Source organism: Marinifilum caeruleilacunae, from assembly GCF_013141825.1.
Taxonomy (GTDB): Bacteria; Bacteroidota; Bacteroidia; order Bacteroidales; family Marinifilaceae; genus Marinifilum; species Marinifilum caeruleilacunae.
This window is the reverse complement of sequence record NZ_RZNH01000021.1, coordinates 1-16,854: the sequence shown is the minus strand read 5'-3', so window position 1 is coordinate 16,854 and position 16,854 is coordinate 1. Positions and strand designations below refer to the sequence as shown.

The window sequence follows — 16,854 nt, the reverse complement described above, 5'->3', positions numbered from 1 at the left end:
TGCTGACATTACAAATCCTATCTATAAACAAAATGAGAAAAATTTTTTGCCTCCTAATTATGCCGTTACTCCTTCTTACGGCTGTCAATTCATGTAAAAAAAAGGTCACAAAACGAAAAGTTGATCCGGGTTTTGGACAATACATAGCCGCATTTACTTCGGGTGTGGTTTCGGCCGAATCGGTGATTGAGATTCGTTTGGTAAATGACTATAACAAAGCTATTGAGCCAGGTCAGGAGCTGGAAGCGGGAATTTTTAGTATTTCGCCAAAATTAGGAGGTAAAGCCTATTGGAAAGATCCTAGAACCATTGAGTTTAGAGCCGATTCGAGAATGAAATCGGGCGGTGTTTACAATGTGAATGTAAAGATTGGTAAGCTGATGGAAGTGCCTGAAAAATATCAAAATTTGAAATTTAATTTCCAGGTTATTAAGCAAAGCTTCAATTTTACGGGTGAAGGATTACAATCGTACGATAAAACAGATATGCTTTCGCAGAAATACAAAGGCTACCTTACCACTGCGGATATCATTAACGATGATGAAATAGAATCGGTACTTACTGCAAGTCTGGATGGGGAAGAAAAGCCAATTAGTTGGACTCACTCGGGCGATGGGAAAACTCACCATTTTGTGGTTGATAGTTTACTGAGAACCGAAGATAAAAGGGAGCTGATTGTAAGATGGGACGGAGAAAGAATTGGGATCAAGGAAAGTGGAAAACAAGAAGTTGAAATTCCTGCACTGAATGTGTTTAAGCTAATGAGTGCAACTGTAATTCAGCAGCCAGAACAGTATGTTTCGCTGCGTTTTTCGGATCCGTTAAAGAAAGATCAGAATTTAAAAGGATTAATTCGTATCGATGCCCAATCGAGCTTCAAGTTTATTATCGATGGAAATGAAGTAAGAGCCTATCCTCAATACCGATTGGCAGGAAAGAGAACCATTGAGATAGAAGAAGGAATCAAAAATGCTTTGGATTATTCTCTGACAAAGAGTAAGAAACTGGAATTGATTTTTGAGAATATCAAACCTGCAGTTCGTTTATTGGGGAAAGGTGTGATATCTCCTTCCTCGCAAGGATTAATTCTGCCTTTCGAAGCTGTAAGTTTGAAAGCGGTTGATTTGCGTGTCATCGAAATCTTCGAAAATAACGTTCATCAGTTTCTGCAGGACAACAGAATGGGTGGAAACGAGAAGCTAAGAAGAGTTGGTCGTTTAATTCTGCAGAAACGCGTTGATCTTGGAAAGAATGAAGCAATCGATCTTAGAAAATGGAATGCGCATACCATTGATGTAGCTGGTTTTATCGATGTAAATCCGGGTGCCATTTACCGCCTGGAACTGCGATTTAGAAAGGAATATTCCCTTTATGGTTGCGAGGATGAAAAGGAAAAAGACAGCAATTTGGCATCGGTAGATGAAATGATTGCTGAGCAGGAACTGGAAAATGAAATGAAACAATGGGATAAGCCAGGATGGTACGACGATTATTACTATCCAAATGGTTATGAGTGGAACGAAAGAGAGAATCCATGTCATGTTTCCTATTATCGATCGGGTCGATTTATCAATCGAAATATATTTGCATCGGATTTGGGATTGATTGCCAAAGCAGGAAATGATAAATCAATCACTTTTGCAGTGACCAACTTGTTAAGTGCGCAACCAGAAGTTGGCGTTGAACTGGAGGTTTACAACTACCAAAAGCAATTAATGGCCAGGCTAAAATCCGATGACCAGGGCTTTGCCAGCGTGCAGTTAGATAGAAAACCATTCTTATTGGTTGCCAAAAAAGGGAAACAACGAGGCTATCTTCGATTGGATGATGGTTCTTCGCTATCGCTTAGTAATTTTGACGTTGGTGGCGTAAGAATTCAAAAAGGCATAAAAGGGTTTATTTATGGCGAACGTGGCGTTTGGAGACCAGGCGATAAGCTGTTCCTTACTTTTGTTTTGGAAGATGCAGGAAAGACCTTGCCTGAAAACCACCCTGTTGTTTTTGAATTGATTAATCCGGAAGGACAAACAGTGGTTCATAGGGTAAGTACCAGTGGTGTAAATGGTTTTTATTCGTTCAATTGTGAAACCGATGCAGAGGCACCAACCGGAAACTGGATGGCAAGAGTGAAAGTTGGAGGGGCAAGTTTTAGCAAGAGGATTAAAATTGAGACCGTAAAACCAAACCGTTTAAAAATAAACCTGGATTTTGGAACTGAGATTTTGAAATCGAAGGCTTCAGGTCAGAATCTTGATATGGAGGTGAAATGGTTGCATGGAGCTACGGCACGTAATTTAAAATCAAATGTAAGCCTTAAGTTCGCGCCTACTAAAACATCATTTAAAAATTACAAAGCATACATTTTCGATGATCCTGCCAAAGAGTTCGATGCCGACGAGCAGGTTGTTTTCGAAGGTAAAATAGATCAGAATGGTAAGGCCATTGTTCCTTTGAAACTAAAGGGAAATAAATCGGCACCAGGGATGTTGAATGCCAATTTTATCACGAAAGTGTTCGAAGAAGGGGGCGATTTTAGTATCGATATGCAGAAGGTGAAATTTGCTCCTTACAACTCTTTTGTGGGCATGCAGATGCCAGAATCGGAACGAGGTTGGTACTTGACCGATAGGGATCATGAGCTAAAAATTGCGACGGTTGATGCAGATGGAAATCCTGTTGACAGGAAAAAAATTGTGGTGAAAGTATACAAGATTGGCTGGCGCTGGTGGTGGGATTCTGGTGAAGAGAACCTGGCTTCCTATATCAGAAGGTCTTCTACTCGAATTATCGATTACAAAACCATTTCGACAAAAAATGGACAGGCTACCTATAAATTGAATATTGAATATAACGACTGGACCGACTATGGTCGATATTTGATCCAGGTATTTGATCAGGAAAGTGGACACTCAACAGGAACTACAGCCTATTTCTCGGAATACTATGGCAGATCGCCTGAAGGAATGCCAGGCAATGCAAGTTTGCTTTCTTTTGTTTCCGATAAAGACAAATATGAAGTTGGTGAAGAGGCAATGGTAACCATTCCATCTTCAAAAACTGGTAAAGCATTGGTAAGTATTGAAACTGGTGCTAAAGTTCTGGATGCATTTTGGGTTGAAACCGATTCGAGAGAATCAAAATTTAGTTTTGAGATTACGCCGGAAATGGCACCAAATGCCTACATAAATGTTAGTTTGATTCAACCACATGCCAATGTTGAGAACGATCTGCCAATTCGAATGTATGGTGTGATTCCGATAAAGGTTGAGGATCCTGATACTAAATTGAATCCACAAATTGACATGCCTGAGGTATTGGAACCTGAAAAGGAATTTGTGGTGAATGTTTCGGAAAAAGATGGCAAACCGATGACCTATACCATTGCTGTGGTAGATGATGGTTTGTTGGATTTAACAAGGTTTAGAACGCCTAACCCATGGCACACTTTTTACGCTCGCGAAGCTCTAGGTGTGAAAACATGGGATATGTTTGATATGGTAATGGGGGCTTTCGGAGCTCGTCTCGAAAATGCATTTGCAATTGGTGGTGATGAGGATCTGAAAGGCAAAAAGCAGGCGAAAGCAAACCGATTCAAACCGGTGGTGATGTTTTATGGACCATTTACTTTACATTCCGGCGATTCGAAAAAGCATAGGATTGAAATGCCAAACTATGTTGGATCGGTAAGAACCATGGTTGTGGCAGGTAACAAAGGTGCTTATGGTAATGCACAGAAAACTTCAAAAGTTCGCAAACCATTAATGGTATTGGCAACTTTACCACGTGTTGTTGGGCCGAAGGAAAGTGTGAAATTGCCAGTTACGGTTTTCGCAATGGATCCAAAGGTGAAAAATGTGAAGCTGAGAATTGAGCCTAACGAATTTTTACTTCCGCAGGATGGAACAGAAAAGGCAATCGTGTTTGAAAAGACTGGAGAGCAGGTTGTTAATTTTGATTTAAACGTAGCGGCAAAGCTTGGCATTGCTAAGGTAAAAGTGATTGCTGAGAGTGGCAACCTAAAAGCTACTTATGATATTGAACTTGACGTTCGTAATCCAAATCCAAGAGTTGTGAACGTTACCGATACCCTGCTAAACCAAGGAGAAAGTTTCCAAATGGAAGTGAATTTACCGGGAATGCAAGGAACAAATAAAGCAGTTCTGGAACTTTCGAATATTCCTCCAATCGATTTTGGCAGAAGGTTGGAATACCTGATTGATTATCCGCATGGATGTATTGAGCAGACCACTTCTTCTGTGTTTCCACAGATGTACCTCGATGGAATTGTGGAGCTAACGGCAGATCAGAAGGTGAGAATAGAAGAAAATGTTCGTGCCGGATTGAGCAGGTTGTTGAAATTCCAATTGGCCAATGGAGGATTTAGCTACTGGCCGGGAGGATATTCAGCTGACTCATGGGGAACAAGTTATGCCGGTCATTTCATGCTAATGGCTGAAGAGAAAGGTTACACCTTGCCAATTGGTTTAAGATCCTCGTGGCTGAAGTATCAGAAATCTGCTGCAAAATCATGGAAAAAATCATCGTATAGTGGCTATTATTATCGTAGAAACGACTTGCTGCAAGCATATAGATTATACACTTTGGCTTTGGCCGATGTGCCTGATTTGGCTTCGATGAACAGGTTGAGAGAACAAACCAAATTATCGGATGATGCCAAATGGAGATTGGCAGCTGCTTACAGAATTATTGGCAAGCAAGAGGTTGCGGAAGAGTTGATTTCTGGCCTTAGCACAGAAGTGAAAACCTACCGTGAACACTCGGGTAGTTTCGGTTCTTCCTTACGTGATAAAGCAATGATTTTAGAGACGCTAAGTTTGTTGAATCAGCGAACCAAAGCCTTCCCATTGGTGAAAGAGATTTCGGAAAGACTTTCGGGTGATTCATGGATGAGTACCCAAACTACAGCTTATTGCCTGGTAGCAATGGCCGAGTTTGCTGGAGGAGAAACTCCGGGACAAATGTCATTCGCTTACACTATAAACGGAAAATCGGAAGAGATGATTAGTTACAGTCCGGTAAAACAAATTCCAATCGATCTAAAATCTGGAAAACCTAATGTGAAAATAGAAAACTTATCGGATGGAGTGCTTTATACAAGAGTAGTTGCAAGTGGAATTCCTGTTGCCGGCGATAGTACAGCGGTTGAAAAAAACCTGAAGCTAAGAATTGTTTATAAAGACATGCAAGGCAATGCAATTGATGTAAGCAAGCTACAGCAGGGAACAGACTTTAAAGCCGAGGTTAGTATCGAAAATCCAAGTGTTAATAAGTATGAGCAAATGGCTCTTACCCAAATTTTCCCATCGGGTTGGGAGATTTTGAATACACGATTTGGTGAGGTAGACCAGGTGAATGAGAACGACATGCCAGACTACCAGGACATTAGGGATGATCGTGTTTATTCCTATTTTGGTTTGGATCGATACAAAGACAAAACATTTACAATTTCGCTTACAGCCGCTTATGTAGGTAAGTATTATTTACCGACCATTTCTTGTGAAGCGATGTACGATAATAATATCAATGCACGTAAACCAGGTCAGTGGGTAGAAGTTGTAAAATAAAATAGCTTAAAAAGATTGCAGAGTATTTTTAACTCTGCATTCTTTATAATAGAAATCAGAGAAGAGTTTTGATAAGCAATGAATATTAAAAACTTTACATACTGTAATTCGAAGAAATGCCGCATTTTATTGTTGGCATTTTTTCTGTTGTGTGTTGGCTTCTGGTTTTCATTGCCAAAGCAACTCTTCAACGATCCCAGCTCTACTATTTTGTACTCATCGGAGCAAAAACTCCTCGGAGCCCGAATTGCCGATGATGGACAGTGGCGTTTCCCGGAATCAAAATCGGTTCCATTAAAATTTGAAAAATCATTACTGGCATTCGAGGATCAATATTTCTATTCTCATCCTGGTGTTAACCCTGTTTCCATTGGGCGGGCTTTTATGCAGAATATGAAAGCCGGTAAGGTGGTGAGTGGTGGTAGTACCATTAGCATGCAGTTGATCAGAATATCGCAAAAAGGGAAGTCGCGAACCGTGCTTCGAAAAATTCAGGAGATGATATTGGCCACACGCCTCGAAATAAGATACGCGAAAAAAGAGATTTTAGCCTTGTATGCATCTCATGCGCCATTTGGTGGTAATGTGGTTGGGTTGGAAGCTGCCGCCTGGCGTTTTTTCGGCAGAACACCAGATGAACTTTCCTGGGCCGAAGCAGCTACTCTGGCGGTTTTACCCAATGCTCCATCTTTAATTTACCCGGGAAAGAATAGTGAGAGATTATTAAAAAAGCGAAACAACTTGCTGGATAAACTGTATCGAATCGGAGAAATTGATTCTACTACCTGTGAGTTGGCTAAATTGGAAGATGTACCGCGAGAAATACATCGCTTGCCTCGAATTGCACCACATTTGCTAGACCAGGTGCACAAGAGAAAGAAAGGAGAAAGGGTCACATCTTCGCTTCAGTTTGATTTGCAAAATCGGGTCAACGAAATTGTTAAAAGGCACCAAAAAAATATTGAAGCCAACCAAATTTACAATATGGCTGTTTTGGTTGTTGATACCAAAACAAGAGAAGCATTGGCTTATGTTGGAAACACCGAGAAGAATGGTGATGTGAATCATGGCAACCAGGTGGATATTATTCGATCTTTGCGGAGTACAGGAAGTGTTTTAAAACCTTTTTTATATGCCAGTATGCTAAACGAAGGCGAACTTTTGCCCAATACACTGGTTCCTGATATTCCAACCCAGATTGCTGGCTATTCACCCAAAAATTTCGATTTGCGATATAATGGCGCAGTTCCGGCTCAAAAAGCATTGGCTCGATCATTAAATGTACCTGCAGTGCGCATGTTACGGGATTACGGTGTGGAACGATTTCATTTTTTTCTGCAAAAAATGGGCATGAAAAGTCTGAACAGACCTGCCAGTCATTACGGTTTGTCTTTAATTCTTGGTGGGGCTGAAGGCAGTTTGTGGGACATTTGTGGAATGTATGCGAGTATGGCTGGCATATTGAATCATTACAATTGGAATGATGCTTCGTACTATTCCAACGAATTTCAAACGATCCGCTATACAAACGATTCAATTGAATGGAAAAATCCAGACTCACAGGCGTTTTTAAAGGCCTCCTCGGTTTACCAGACATTTGAAGCTTTACTGGAAGTCAATCGCCCCGATGGAGAAAGCGGTTGGAAGTCATTTTCATCATCGCAAAAAATAGCTTGGAAAACGGGTACCAGTTTCGGATTTAGAGATGCATGGTCGATTGGTGTAAATACGAACTATGTTGTAGGCGTATGGGTTGGAAATGCCGATGGCGAGGGAAGACCAGGCTTAACAGGCGTGGGAGCAGCTGCTCCAGTCATGTTCGATGTGTTCGATGTGTTGCCAGCATCTGAATGGTTCGAGCAGCCAATAGACGAAATGGAAATGGTTCCCATATGCAGAAATAGTGGACACAGGGCCAGTCGATGGTGCGATCAGGTGGATACCCTCTGGATAGGCAAAACTGGCCTTGCGAGTAATGTTTGCCCATATCACAAACAGGTTCACCTCGATGCAACAGGACAATACAGGGTCAATTCAGAATGTGAGAAGGTGGGAAATATGATCCATCGATCATGGTTTGTTTTGCCTCCTGCCATTGAATGGTACTACAAGAAAAGAAACCCATTGTACAGGCCATTGCCTCCATATCGCGATGATTGCACTGGAGTGGATGAGAATCAGGCAATGGAGTTGATTTACCCGAAATCCAACGATAGAATTTTTATTCCCATTGAATTGAATGGCACAAGAGGTAAAGTGGTATTTGAGCTTGCGCATCATAATCCGGATGCCAATGTGTATTGGCACTTAAATGGTGAATTTATGGGAACGACTTGTGGGAATCACCAACAGGAATTAGATCCTGGAGAAGGAAAACATGTGATCACTTTCGTTGATGATGAAGGAAATTCCCTGGTAAAGCAATTTGAAGTGGTTGGAAAACAGCAACATCAAATTAATGATTAAAATTAGGGATTATGCTGATTAAAAATCAGTAAAAAGAAGTAATTTGTGGGCTGATAATTAATAACACAAAAAATATATGTTTCTGCTATTTTTCTACCTCTTTCTGGCACTGTTCGTTTCCTTTCTTTGCTCGGTCATGGAGTCGGTTCTTTTGTCAACCCCAGTATCCTTCCTGAATGTTAAAAAGGAGAATGGAGTAAAGGCTGCGAACGTTTTTATTCGTTTGAAAGAAAATATCGAGAGACCATTATCTGCAATACTGTCGTTAAACACCATAGCTCACACCATTGGGGCTGCAGGAGTTGGCGCCGAGGCGACCAAATTATTTGGCGATGCAAATTTTGGTCTGATATCGGCAGTCTTAACTTTTCTAATTCTGATATTTTCCGAGATTATTCCTAAAACTATTGGTGCCTTGTATTGGAGAAACCTAGCCATTGCCTCAGGTTTAATTATCAATGGAATGGTATTTTTAACCTATCCATTGGTGATTTTTACAGGTTACATCTCAAGAATGTTTTCGAAAGGAGAGGATGAAGTATCGGTTAGTAGAGAAGAGATCTCTGCAATGGCAAATATTGGAACCGAAGAAGGTGTTTTTGAAGAGAAGGAAAATCGAATTATTCAGAACCTGATCAGACTAAAAAGTTTAAATGTTACTGAGGTGATGACCCCAAGAGTAGTGGTAGAAGTTGCTGATGAGAATATGCATTTAAAAGATTTTTTAGGCAAGAAAAAATACTTGTATTACTCCCGAATTCCTGTTTATCAGGATAATAAAGACAATATTACCGGTTATGTATTTCGCCAGACAGTTTTTGAGCGTATTGCCGAAGGCAAAACAGACATGAAATTAAAGGATTTGATTCGTCCTATTGTTGTGGTTCCTGAATTTCAAACTTTGTTGAATACCTGGGATAAATTGCTCAATGAAAAAGAACACATTGCCCTTGTAGTTGATGAGTATGGCGGAATGGATGGTATCGTAACCATGGAGGATATTATTGAAACACTACTTGGTCTGGAAATTATTGATGAGCGAGACAAAATTGTCGATATGCAACAATATGCCAAAGAAAGGTGGAAGGAGAGAAAAGCCAAGTACAATATTTTTGAAGATTAAAGCTCACTTTCCGATATGTAAATTTAAACGACTCTAAATATTAAATTTAGTATCGTAGTTGTTTAAATTGTTGAAATATGTATTTTTACGCCCAAATTAAATGGTGTTGTTAACGATTTTTTGTTAATCTGCAAGAGTTTTTTTAAGGGTGAAAAAAGGAAAAATTCAATTTGAATATAAATTTTTGATCGTATATCTGTTGGTTGGAGGAGCCTGGATTCTTTTCTCCGATCGCATTGTTCAATCATTAATTTCTGATATCAATGTTTTAACCGCAGTTCAAACCTACAAAGGTTGGTTCTATGTTCTCATTACAGGAATTCTCTTCTATGTATACCTGAAGAAAGATTTAATTAAAATTCGCAAAGCTCAGAAAAAAGCCAAGGAGAGCGAATCGCTAAAATCAGCATTTTTACAAAATATGTCGCACGAAATCCGTACTCCCATGAATGGGATCATTGGATTTGTGGAGTTGTTAAGGAACGAAAATTTATCGAAAGAACAACGTGAGCGATATATGGATATCATTCTTAAATGCTCCGACCAACTGCTTGGAGTAGTGAATGATGTACTTGATTTATCCCTAATTGAAACGGGAAATGTGAAACTCGAAAAAGAATCCATCCATCTCAACAAGTTAATGGACGAGCTGTACCTGTCTTATTCAGAATCGATGAAAGAAGGTGTTAGCCTCGAACAAATTACGAAATCAGAAGAGCTTGAAATTGTAACCGATGCAGTAAAGTTAAAGCAATTGCTTGATAACCTGCTGAGCAATGCCGGGAAGTTTACATCGAAAGGTAAAATTGAGTTTGGATTTGAAAAACAGGATAATGCCTTATTGTTTTTTGTAAAAGACACCGGAGTGGGGATAAAGCCCGAACAAATTGATAAAATATTTAATCGATTTGAACGTGCGGAAATCGAAACCACAAAGTTAATTGGAGGTGCCGGCCTTGGCTTGGCCATCTGCAAAGGAATTGTAGGTGAAATGGGTGGTAAAATATGGGTGGAATCGGAATTTGGCAGAGGCTCTGATTTTTATTTTAATATTCCCTTTGTAGCTGCAAGCCATCAAAAACCTGAAGAAGAAAAGGAGAAGAATGATGTTTTAATTCAGGATGATTGTCTTTTAATTGCAGAAGACGAAGACAGCAACTACTTGTACTTGATGGAAATATTGCAAGATCTTGGCATAGAAATTTGGCGTGCAAAGAATGGGAAAGAGGCAGTAGAAATGTACCAGGAAAACGACAAGATTAGTATGATTCTGATGGATATAAAGATGCCAGTTGTTGATGGTTATGAAGCAACTCGTAGGATCAGGGAATTTGATTCGCAAGTACCAATTATTGCACAAACCGCTTTTGTTTTAGGCGATGAGAAAATTCAAGCATTAGAGGCTGGCTGTACCGATTATATTCCTAAACCTTTTAAGAGGGAAGAAATTTACAATATTATCCGAAAGCATCAGAGAAACCATAAGGATTAATCAGCCTAATTTCTATTTTTGCAAAAAAAATCAATTGACTACCAAAAATGGACTACAATAAAGTTTTTTGTGAGATAAGTAAGAGCCTGGAATCATATCATGACAATGGTAAGGTAGCATCTTATATTCCGGAATTAAAAAAGGTTGCACCGATTAAATTTGGTGTGCATTTGTGCACGGTAACAGGTGAAAATTACCAGTTTGGCGATTCAGAAGAGAAGTTCTCGATACAATCCATTTGCAAAGTATTGTCGCTTACATTGGCTTTTGAAATTGAACAGGAGGATTTGTGGAAAAGAGTAGGTGTAGAGCCTTCGGGTAATCCATTCAATTCTTTGGTGCAATTGGAATATGATGAAGGAATTCCAAGGAATCCATTTATCAATGCTGGAGCAATTGTAGTTGCCGATGTTTTGGTGAGTAAACTGGAAAACCCAAAGAGAGATTTTCTTGATTTCGTTCGAAAACTTTCAGGAAACAATACAATTAATTACAGCGAGCGCATTGCTCAGTCCGAGAAATCAAAAGGACATCGAAATGCAGCTTTATGCAACTTGATGAAATCCTTTGGAAACATTGAGAATAATATTCATGAAGTCATCGAATTTTATTTCGATTTGTGCTCCATTGAAATGACTTGTGAAGAGTTGGCCAGAACCTTCTTGTTTTTGGCCAATTATGGAAAGGATCCAATCTCTGGAAATCAAATCGTAAGTTCAAGTAAATCGAAAAGAATTAATGCAGTAATGCAACTTTGCGGCTTGTACGACGAGGCCGGAGAATTTTCCTTTAAAGTTGGATTGCCCGGAAAGAGTGGTGTTGGCGGAGGAATCGCAGTTGTGCACCCTGGCAAATACAGCATGGTTGTATGGAGTCCGCGTTTAAACAAAAAAGGAAACTCAAACAAGGGAATGCAGTTTTTAGAAGAGTTTACAAGTTATACCGAATCATCGATTTTTTGATTTAGATGAACTATTTGTAAAAGTGATTCAATTGGTTATCTTTAGAATTATTCTAAACATTAACTATTTATCAAAATAACCATGAATCAATTGATTGAAATTAACTCTTCTGAAGATATCCTTTCAAAATATAAGAATACGCCTATTGCTTTGCTCTTGGAATATCATAATCTGGATAAAGAATTTACCGATTATACCAAAGCAGAATTGCTGGTAGGAATGTGTATGGATCATAGAAAGCATTTGCATATTCCAGATAACTTCTCTTATATTATTCGTACAGGAGGTGCCAATCTTCGATATAGTGAATTTAAAGTTTCCTATGCCATTTCGGTTGGAGGAATTAAGCACATTGCTCTTATCGGCCATAACAATTGCGGAATGGTAAACCTGGCTTCGAAAAAAGAATCATTTATTGAAGGTTTGGTGAGTAATGGAGGTTGGACCAGCGAACGAGCCGAAGAGCATTTTAATAATTTTGCACCCATGTTCGAAGTTGGAAATGCAGCAGAATTCGTGGCAGTTGAAGCCAAAAGATTGCGTGGGAAATATCCAAATATTACCGTCGCGCCATTATTCTACAATGTGGATAATAATAAATTGTACATGATTGATGAATAATTGTTGGGAATATTCCTTTACTTTTGTCATCCGTTTAAGATTTGAAACAAATTGGAGATAAGTATGGAATTTACCCGATTAAATAAGGCAATTGCAGAGACTGGTTACTGTTCCCGAAGAGAGGCAGATAAGCTAATTGAAATGGGCAAGGTGAAAGTGAACGGCAAAGTGGCCGAAATGGGTGTGAAGGTTACCGCCGCAGATGAGATTTCGGTTAAAGGAGAAGTGGTTACCAAAACGGTTCGCAATATTTACCTTGTGTTTCATAAACCGGTTGGAATTACTTGTACTACCGATCTTCGGATAAAAGGCAATATTGTTTCATACATCAATTATCCGGAAAGAATATTCCCGATTGGCAGATTGGATAAACCAAGCGAAGGTTTAATTTTTATGACCAACGACGGGGATATCGTAAATAAAATACTTCGTTCAAGGAATAATCATGAAAAGGAATACATTGTTAGGGTGAATAAAAAAATTACCAATGATTTTATTCGCAGAATGAGCAATGGAATTCCAATTTTAGATACCGTAACTAAAAAGTGTAAAGTGTGGAAGGTGAACAACCACACTTTTAAAATCGTTCTTACCCAGGGGCTTAATCGCCAAATTCGCAGAATGTGTGAATATTTGGGCTATGAAGTGACGATGCTTAAACGTCTTCGTATCATGAATATTGAATTGGGCACTCTTAAACCCGGAAAATACCGCTCGTTTACCAAAAAAGAGTTAAAAGACCTATTGGTTTTATGTGAAGATTCGCGTAAAACTCACGACGGATTTTAAGATCTTTCCATCATTATGTACAAATAGCTAACTTACCTGTTAGTCTGAATTTCCTAGATGATCTATAAATTTCAAGCTGGGAAGGTATACTAGTACCTTAACTTAAAAGTATACTTATTGTTAGCTTTCTTCTGATTATTTAATCTCATTTTGAATAAAAATCCATGCAATTGGGAATGTTCTCATTATCAAACAGATGAATATTTGTTTAAGAAAACTTAAAGAATAAATAAGGTTTTATCAAACTTTAATCACTAAATTTACGTAGTTAAAGAAATAAAAGTAACCATTCGTCAAAATAGGTTGTTGTGAGAGAATCGTGAGCCTAGGTAAAAAGAGGAGAGGAAATGAAAAAACTTTTACGACTTTTTTGTTCTACGTGTTTTTTTATATTTGGTTATCATTTTGTTTCAGGACAGATTATCAGTCCACAAAATGATACCACTATTTGCGTTGGAGAATCTGTAATTCTTCAGGCAGCTCCCGGTTCGTATATGTACAATTGGAGTACTGGCGATTTGTCTAATTCTATTACAGTTACACCAGCAACAACAACTTCATATTCTCTTCGTGTTTTTATTCCTGATACAGGAACGGAATTAATTACCAATGGTGATTTTGACTATGGAAATACAGGATTTTATAGTGAATATGTATATTGTCCCGATCCTGTTTTATCATCTGCTAACCATTCTCACTCTCAGTCTTTATGGCAGGAGGGAAGATATGCTGTAGATGATAATCCAAACGCTTATCATGCCAATTTTTCGAATTGTGGAGGGCACTCAGGAAATAATCCAGATAACTATTTGATCGTAAATGGTGCTCCCGATGAAAATGTAGTGGTATGGAGTCAAACCATCACTGTGAACCCTAACCAGTATTATGCTTTTTCTACCTGGGCTTGTAATGTACACCCTACCAATCCGGCGCGACTTGAATTTATGATCGACGGAGTCTTGATGGGTGATTACATTGAACCAAGTTCCGGATCGACTTGTAATTGGGAGGAGTTTTACTCGCTATGGTATTCAGGATCAAAAACTTCAATTGAGATTTCAATTGTAAATAAGAATCTAATTAGAAGTGGTAATGATTATGCGTTGGATGGAATTTCTTTTAACCCATTGGTTGAAGTGCCTGATTCAAGAACAGTTACAGTTATTGATCCTGCCAATGTAAATGCCGGGCCGGATCAAACCATTTGTGGTAACCTACAGGCAGCACTTTCTGCTTCAGTTTCCAACGAGGCAGGCTTCTCATGGTCAACATCGGGCGATGGTACTTTTGATGCATCTACTAATGTGAATGCAAATTATACTCCAGGGCCTGCAGATATTGCCAACGGATCCGTAATATTGACAGCTACTGCAAATTCAAATAGTCCTTGTGGTCCTGTAAGCGATAACCTTACTCTAACATTGAACCCAGTTCCGGTGATCGGATTTGGTGATCATCAGGCTTCTTGTGGAGGCGGAGATTTAACATTGGATGCTGGTAATCCAGGATCTGATTATATCTGGAATACAGGTGAAACTACCCAAACCATTAGCGTTTCTACCGATGGAGATTATTGGGTGGAAGTTACAAATGCATTTGGTTGTGTTGAATCTGATACTGTTCATGTTGGTTTTTATGCCGACCTGACCATAGATTTAGGACCTGATCGAACTGTTTGTACCGGGGAACCGGTTGTTTTGGATGCCGGAATTTCTGGTGCCACTTATTTATGGAGTACCGGTGAAACTACACAGGAAATTATTGTATATAATGCTGGAAATTATTCGGTAACAGTTACAAATTCATATGGTTGTGATGCAAGTGATGATGTAAATGTAAATTTGGTTCCGCCGCCAGTAGTTGATTTAGGACCAGATCAAGTGATTAATGATGGCGATGTAATTACATTAGATGCAGGTATTCATTTCATGTATGTATGGGATGATGGATCGAGAGGAAGATATTTAAATGTTGATAAACCTGGTTTGTATGCCGTTCGTGTAATGGATATCAATGGGTGTTCAGCCATGGACATGATTAACATTACCAGTGCCACAGGTACCATTCCACCTGTAACTTTGAATGATACAATCATCTGTAGAGATGAATCGGTTGAGCTTTATGCAGGGAACGATTTCCTATTCAATTGGGATGTTGATGGATTATCCTCTCGCGTTGTGGTTACTCCTGATTCAACAACAACTTACAATCTAAGGCTTTTTTATGTAGATAAAACCCTGGAGTTGGTTAATAATGGTGATTTTAGCCTGGGCAATATCGGTTTTCAAAGTGATTATTACTATTGTCGCAGAACTTATTACAGATCTTGTCGTTCGAGATCAAGTAAATATACAATTGATAATGACACTGACGCATTTGGATCAGATAAAAGTGATTGTGGTGGGGTTACAGGAAATAGCCCGGATAATGTTTTAGTTGTAGAAGGAGGAAATGTTAACAGTACAGTTTGGGAACAAGATATCAATGTTGATACAGACAGTTACTATACTTTCTCCTTAAATGTAACCAATCTTAAAAATTCAAGTTCAGATGATTTTGAATTGGTAATAAATGGAAAAGTAGTGATGCAATTTAGCACTGCGAATCCTTGCGATTGGACAGAATACAAAACTTTAGTTTATACTGATACTGATTCACAACTCAATATTCAAATCAATAATGTATCAACTACCGGAACAGACAATGCATTTGCATTTGATGGTATCAGTATGTTTAAATTGTCTGAAATTCCATTAGATGTTACCGTTACCGTGATTCAGCACGTTGAGGCAGATGCAGGAAATGATCTTGTGATTTGTGAAACAGGTACTGCTTCATTAAATGGTACTGTAAATAATGCTTCATCATTTATTTGGAATACTTTGGGTGATGGAACTTTTGATAATTCAACAATTCTAACACCAACCTATACGCCAGGTGCTTCCGATATTGCTAATGGATATGTTGATATTGAATTAAGTGCTCAACCAATGAGTCCTTGTACAGTTCCTGATGCAGATACTTTAAGAATTGATATTAACGCAAACTTGTCTATCGATTTAGGATCAGATAGAGAATTTTGCCATGGAGATTCTGTTACCCTTACAGCGAATTATGCTGGTGGCACATATTTGTGGAATACCGGAGCAAGCAGTCAATCGATTGTTGTGAAAACAGCAGGCAACTACTCGGTTCATGTAACAGATATTTATGGATGTACAGGATCTGATGATGTGGATGTTACCGTGCACGCCAATCCTGTGATTGATTTAGGTCCAGATCAGACTACCTGTGATGGTGTTGCTGTAATGCTCGATGCCGGACATCCGGGTTCAACTTATCTATGGAGCAATGGTGAAACGCTACAGGCCATATTTACACCAATTGCAGGTAATTATTCTGTTGTGGTAACGGATGTAAATGGTTGTGTGGGAATGGATGATGCAAATATTTTTGCAAATGCACCTCCAACGGTTGATTTGGGCGCAGATCGTGAAATTTGTACAGGCGGCACAATTACGCTTGATGCAGGCAATGCAGGATCAACATATTTGTGGTCAAATGGTGCGACAAGCCAGACCATCACGGTTTCAGCTTCAGGCAACTATTCAGTTGTGGTAACTGATGCAAATGGTTGTTCTGCTTCTGATGATGTAAATGTAAGCGTTCATCCTAACCCAACAGTCGATTTGGGTGCAGATCAGGGAATTTGTGCTGGAAATACAATCACATTGGATGCGGGCAATCCGGGAGCAACCTATTTATGGTCAAATGGTGCAACGACTCAGACCATCACAGTATCAGCAAGTGGGAATT

General features: G+C 39.1%; 8 protein-coding genes. All 8 read left to right on the top strand.

Features of this window, described 5'->3' with window-relative positions; genetic code table 11:
- Positions 1-59: 59 nt before the first annotated feature.
- Entirely contained in the window at positions 60-5,585 is a 5,526-nt protein-coding gene (locus ELS83_RS12820; RefSeq protein WP_171595960.1) for an alpha-2-macroglobulin family protein, read from the top strand.
- A gap of 78 nt (positions 5,586-5,663) precedes the next feature.
- Positions 5,664-8,051, top strand: a complete 2,388-nt coding sequence (pbpC, locus tag ELS83_RS12815; protein WP_171595959.1) for a penicillin-binding protein 1C — start codon at positions 5,664-5,666, stop codon at positions 8,049-8,051.
- 76 nt (positions 8,052-8,127) lie between these two features.
- Positions 8,128-9,174, top strand: coding sequence for a CNNM domain-containing protein (locus ELS83_RS12810; protein WP_171595958.1), 1,047 nt, complete (start codon positions 8,128-8,130; stop codon positions 9,172-9,174).
- 184 nt (positions 9,175-9,358) lie between these two features.
- Entirely contained in the window at positions 9,359-10,666 is a 1,308-nt protein-coding gene (locus ELS83_RS12805) for an ATP-binding protein (protein WP_171595957.1), read from the top strand.
- Between the two features lie 47 nt (positions 10,667-10,713).
- Positions 10,714-11,628, top strand: coding sequence for a glutaminase (locus ELS83_RS12800; protein WP_171595956.1), 915 nt, complete (start codon positions 10,714-10,716; stop codon positions 11,626-11,628).
- Between the two features lie 81 nt (positions 11,629-11,709).
- Positions 11,710-12,249 (top strand): carbonic anhydrase, encoded by a 540-nt coding sequence (locus tag ELS83_RS12795; protein WP_171595955.1) that lies wholly within the window; start codon positions 11,710-11,712, stop codon positions 12,247-12,249.
- A gap of 63 nt (positions 12,250-12,312) precedes the next feature.
- Positions 12,313-13,038, top strand: a complete 726-nt coding sequence (locus tag ELS83_RS12790) for a pseudouridine synthase (protein ID WP_171595954.1) — start codon at positions 12,313-12,315, stop codon at positions 13,036-13,038.
- 347 nt (positions 13,039-13,385) lie between these two features.
- On the top strand, positions 13,386-16,854 hold a 3,469-nt coding region (locus ELS83_RS12785), incomplete at its 3' end, for a M24 family metallopeptidase (RefSeq protein ID WP_171595953.1).

Excerpts from the sequence above, each read along its gene's own strand:
- ELS83_RS12800 (WP_171595956.1), top strand. The coding sequence starts at position 10,714 with ATGGACTACAATAAAGTTTTTTGTGAGATAAGTAAGAGCCTGGAATCA.
- ELS83_RS12820 (WP_171595960.1), top strand. The coding sequence starts at position 60 with ATGCCGTTACTCCTTCTTACGGCTGTCAATTCATGTAAAAAAAAGGTC.
- ELS83_RS12795 (WP_171595955.1), top strand. The coding sequence starts at position 11,710 with ATGAATCAATTGATTGAAATTAACTCTTCTGAAGATATCCTTTCAAAA.
- pbpC (WP_171595959.1), top strand. The coding sequence starts at position 5,664 with ATGAATATTAAAAACTTTACATACTGTAATTCGAAGAAATGCCGCATT.
- ELS83_RS12790 (WP_171595954.1), top strand. The coding sequence starts at position 12,313 with ATGGAATTTACCCGATTAAATAAGGCAATTGCAGAGACTGGTTACTGT.
- ELS83_RS12810 (WP_171595958.1), top strand. The coding sequence starts at position 8,128 with ATGTTTCTGCTATTTTTCTACCTCTTTCTGGCACTGTTCGTTTCCTTT.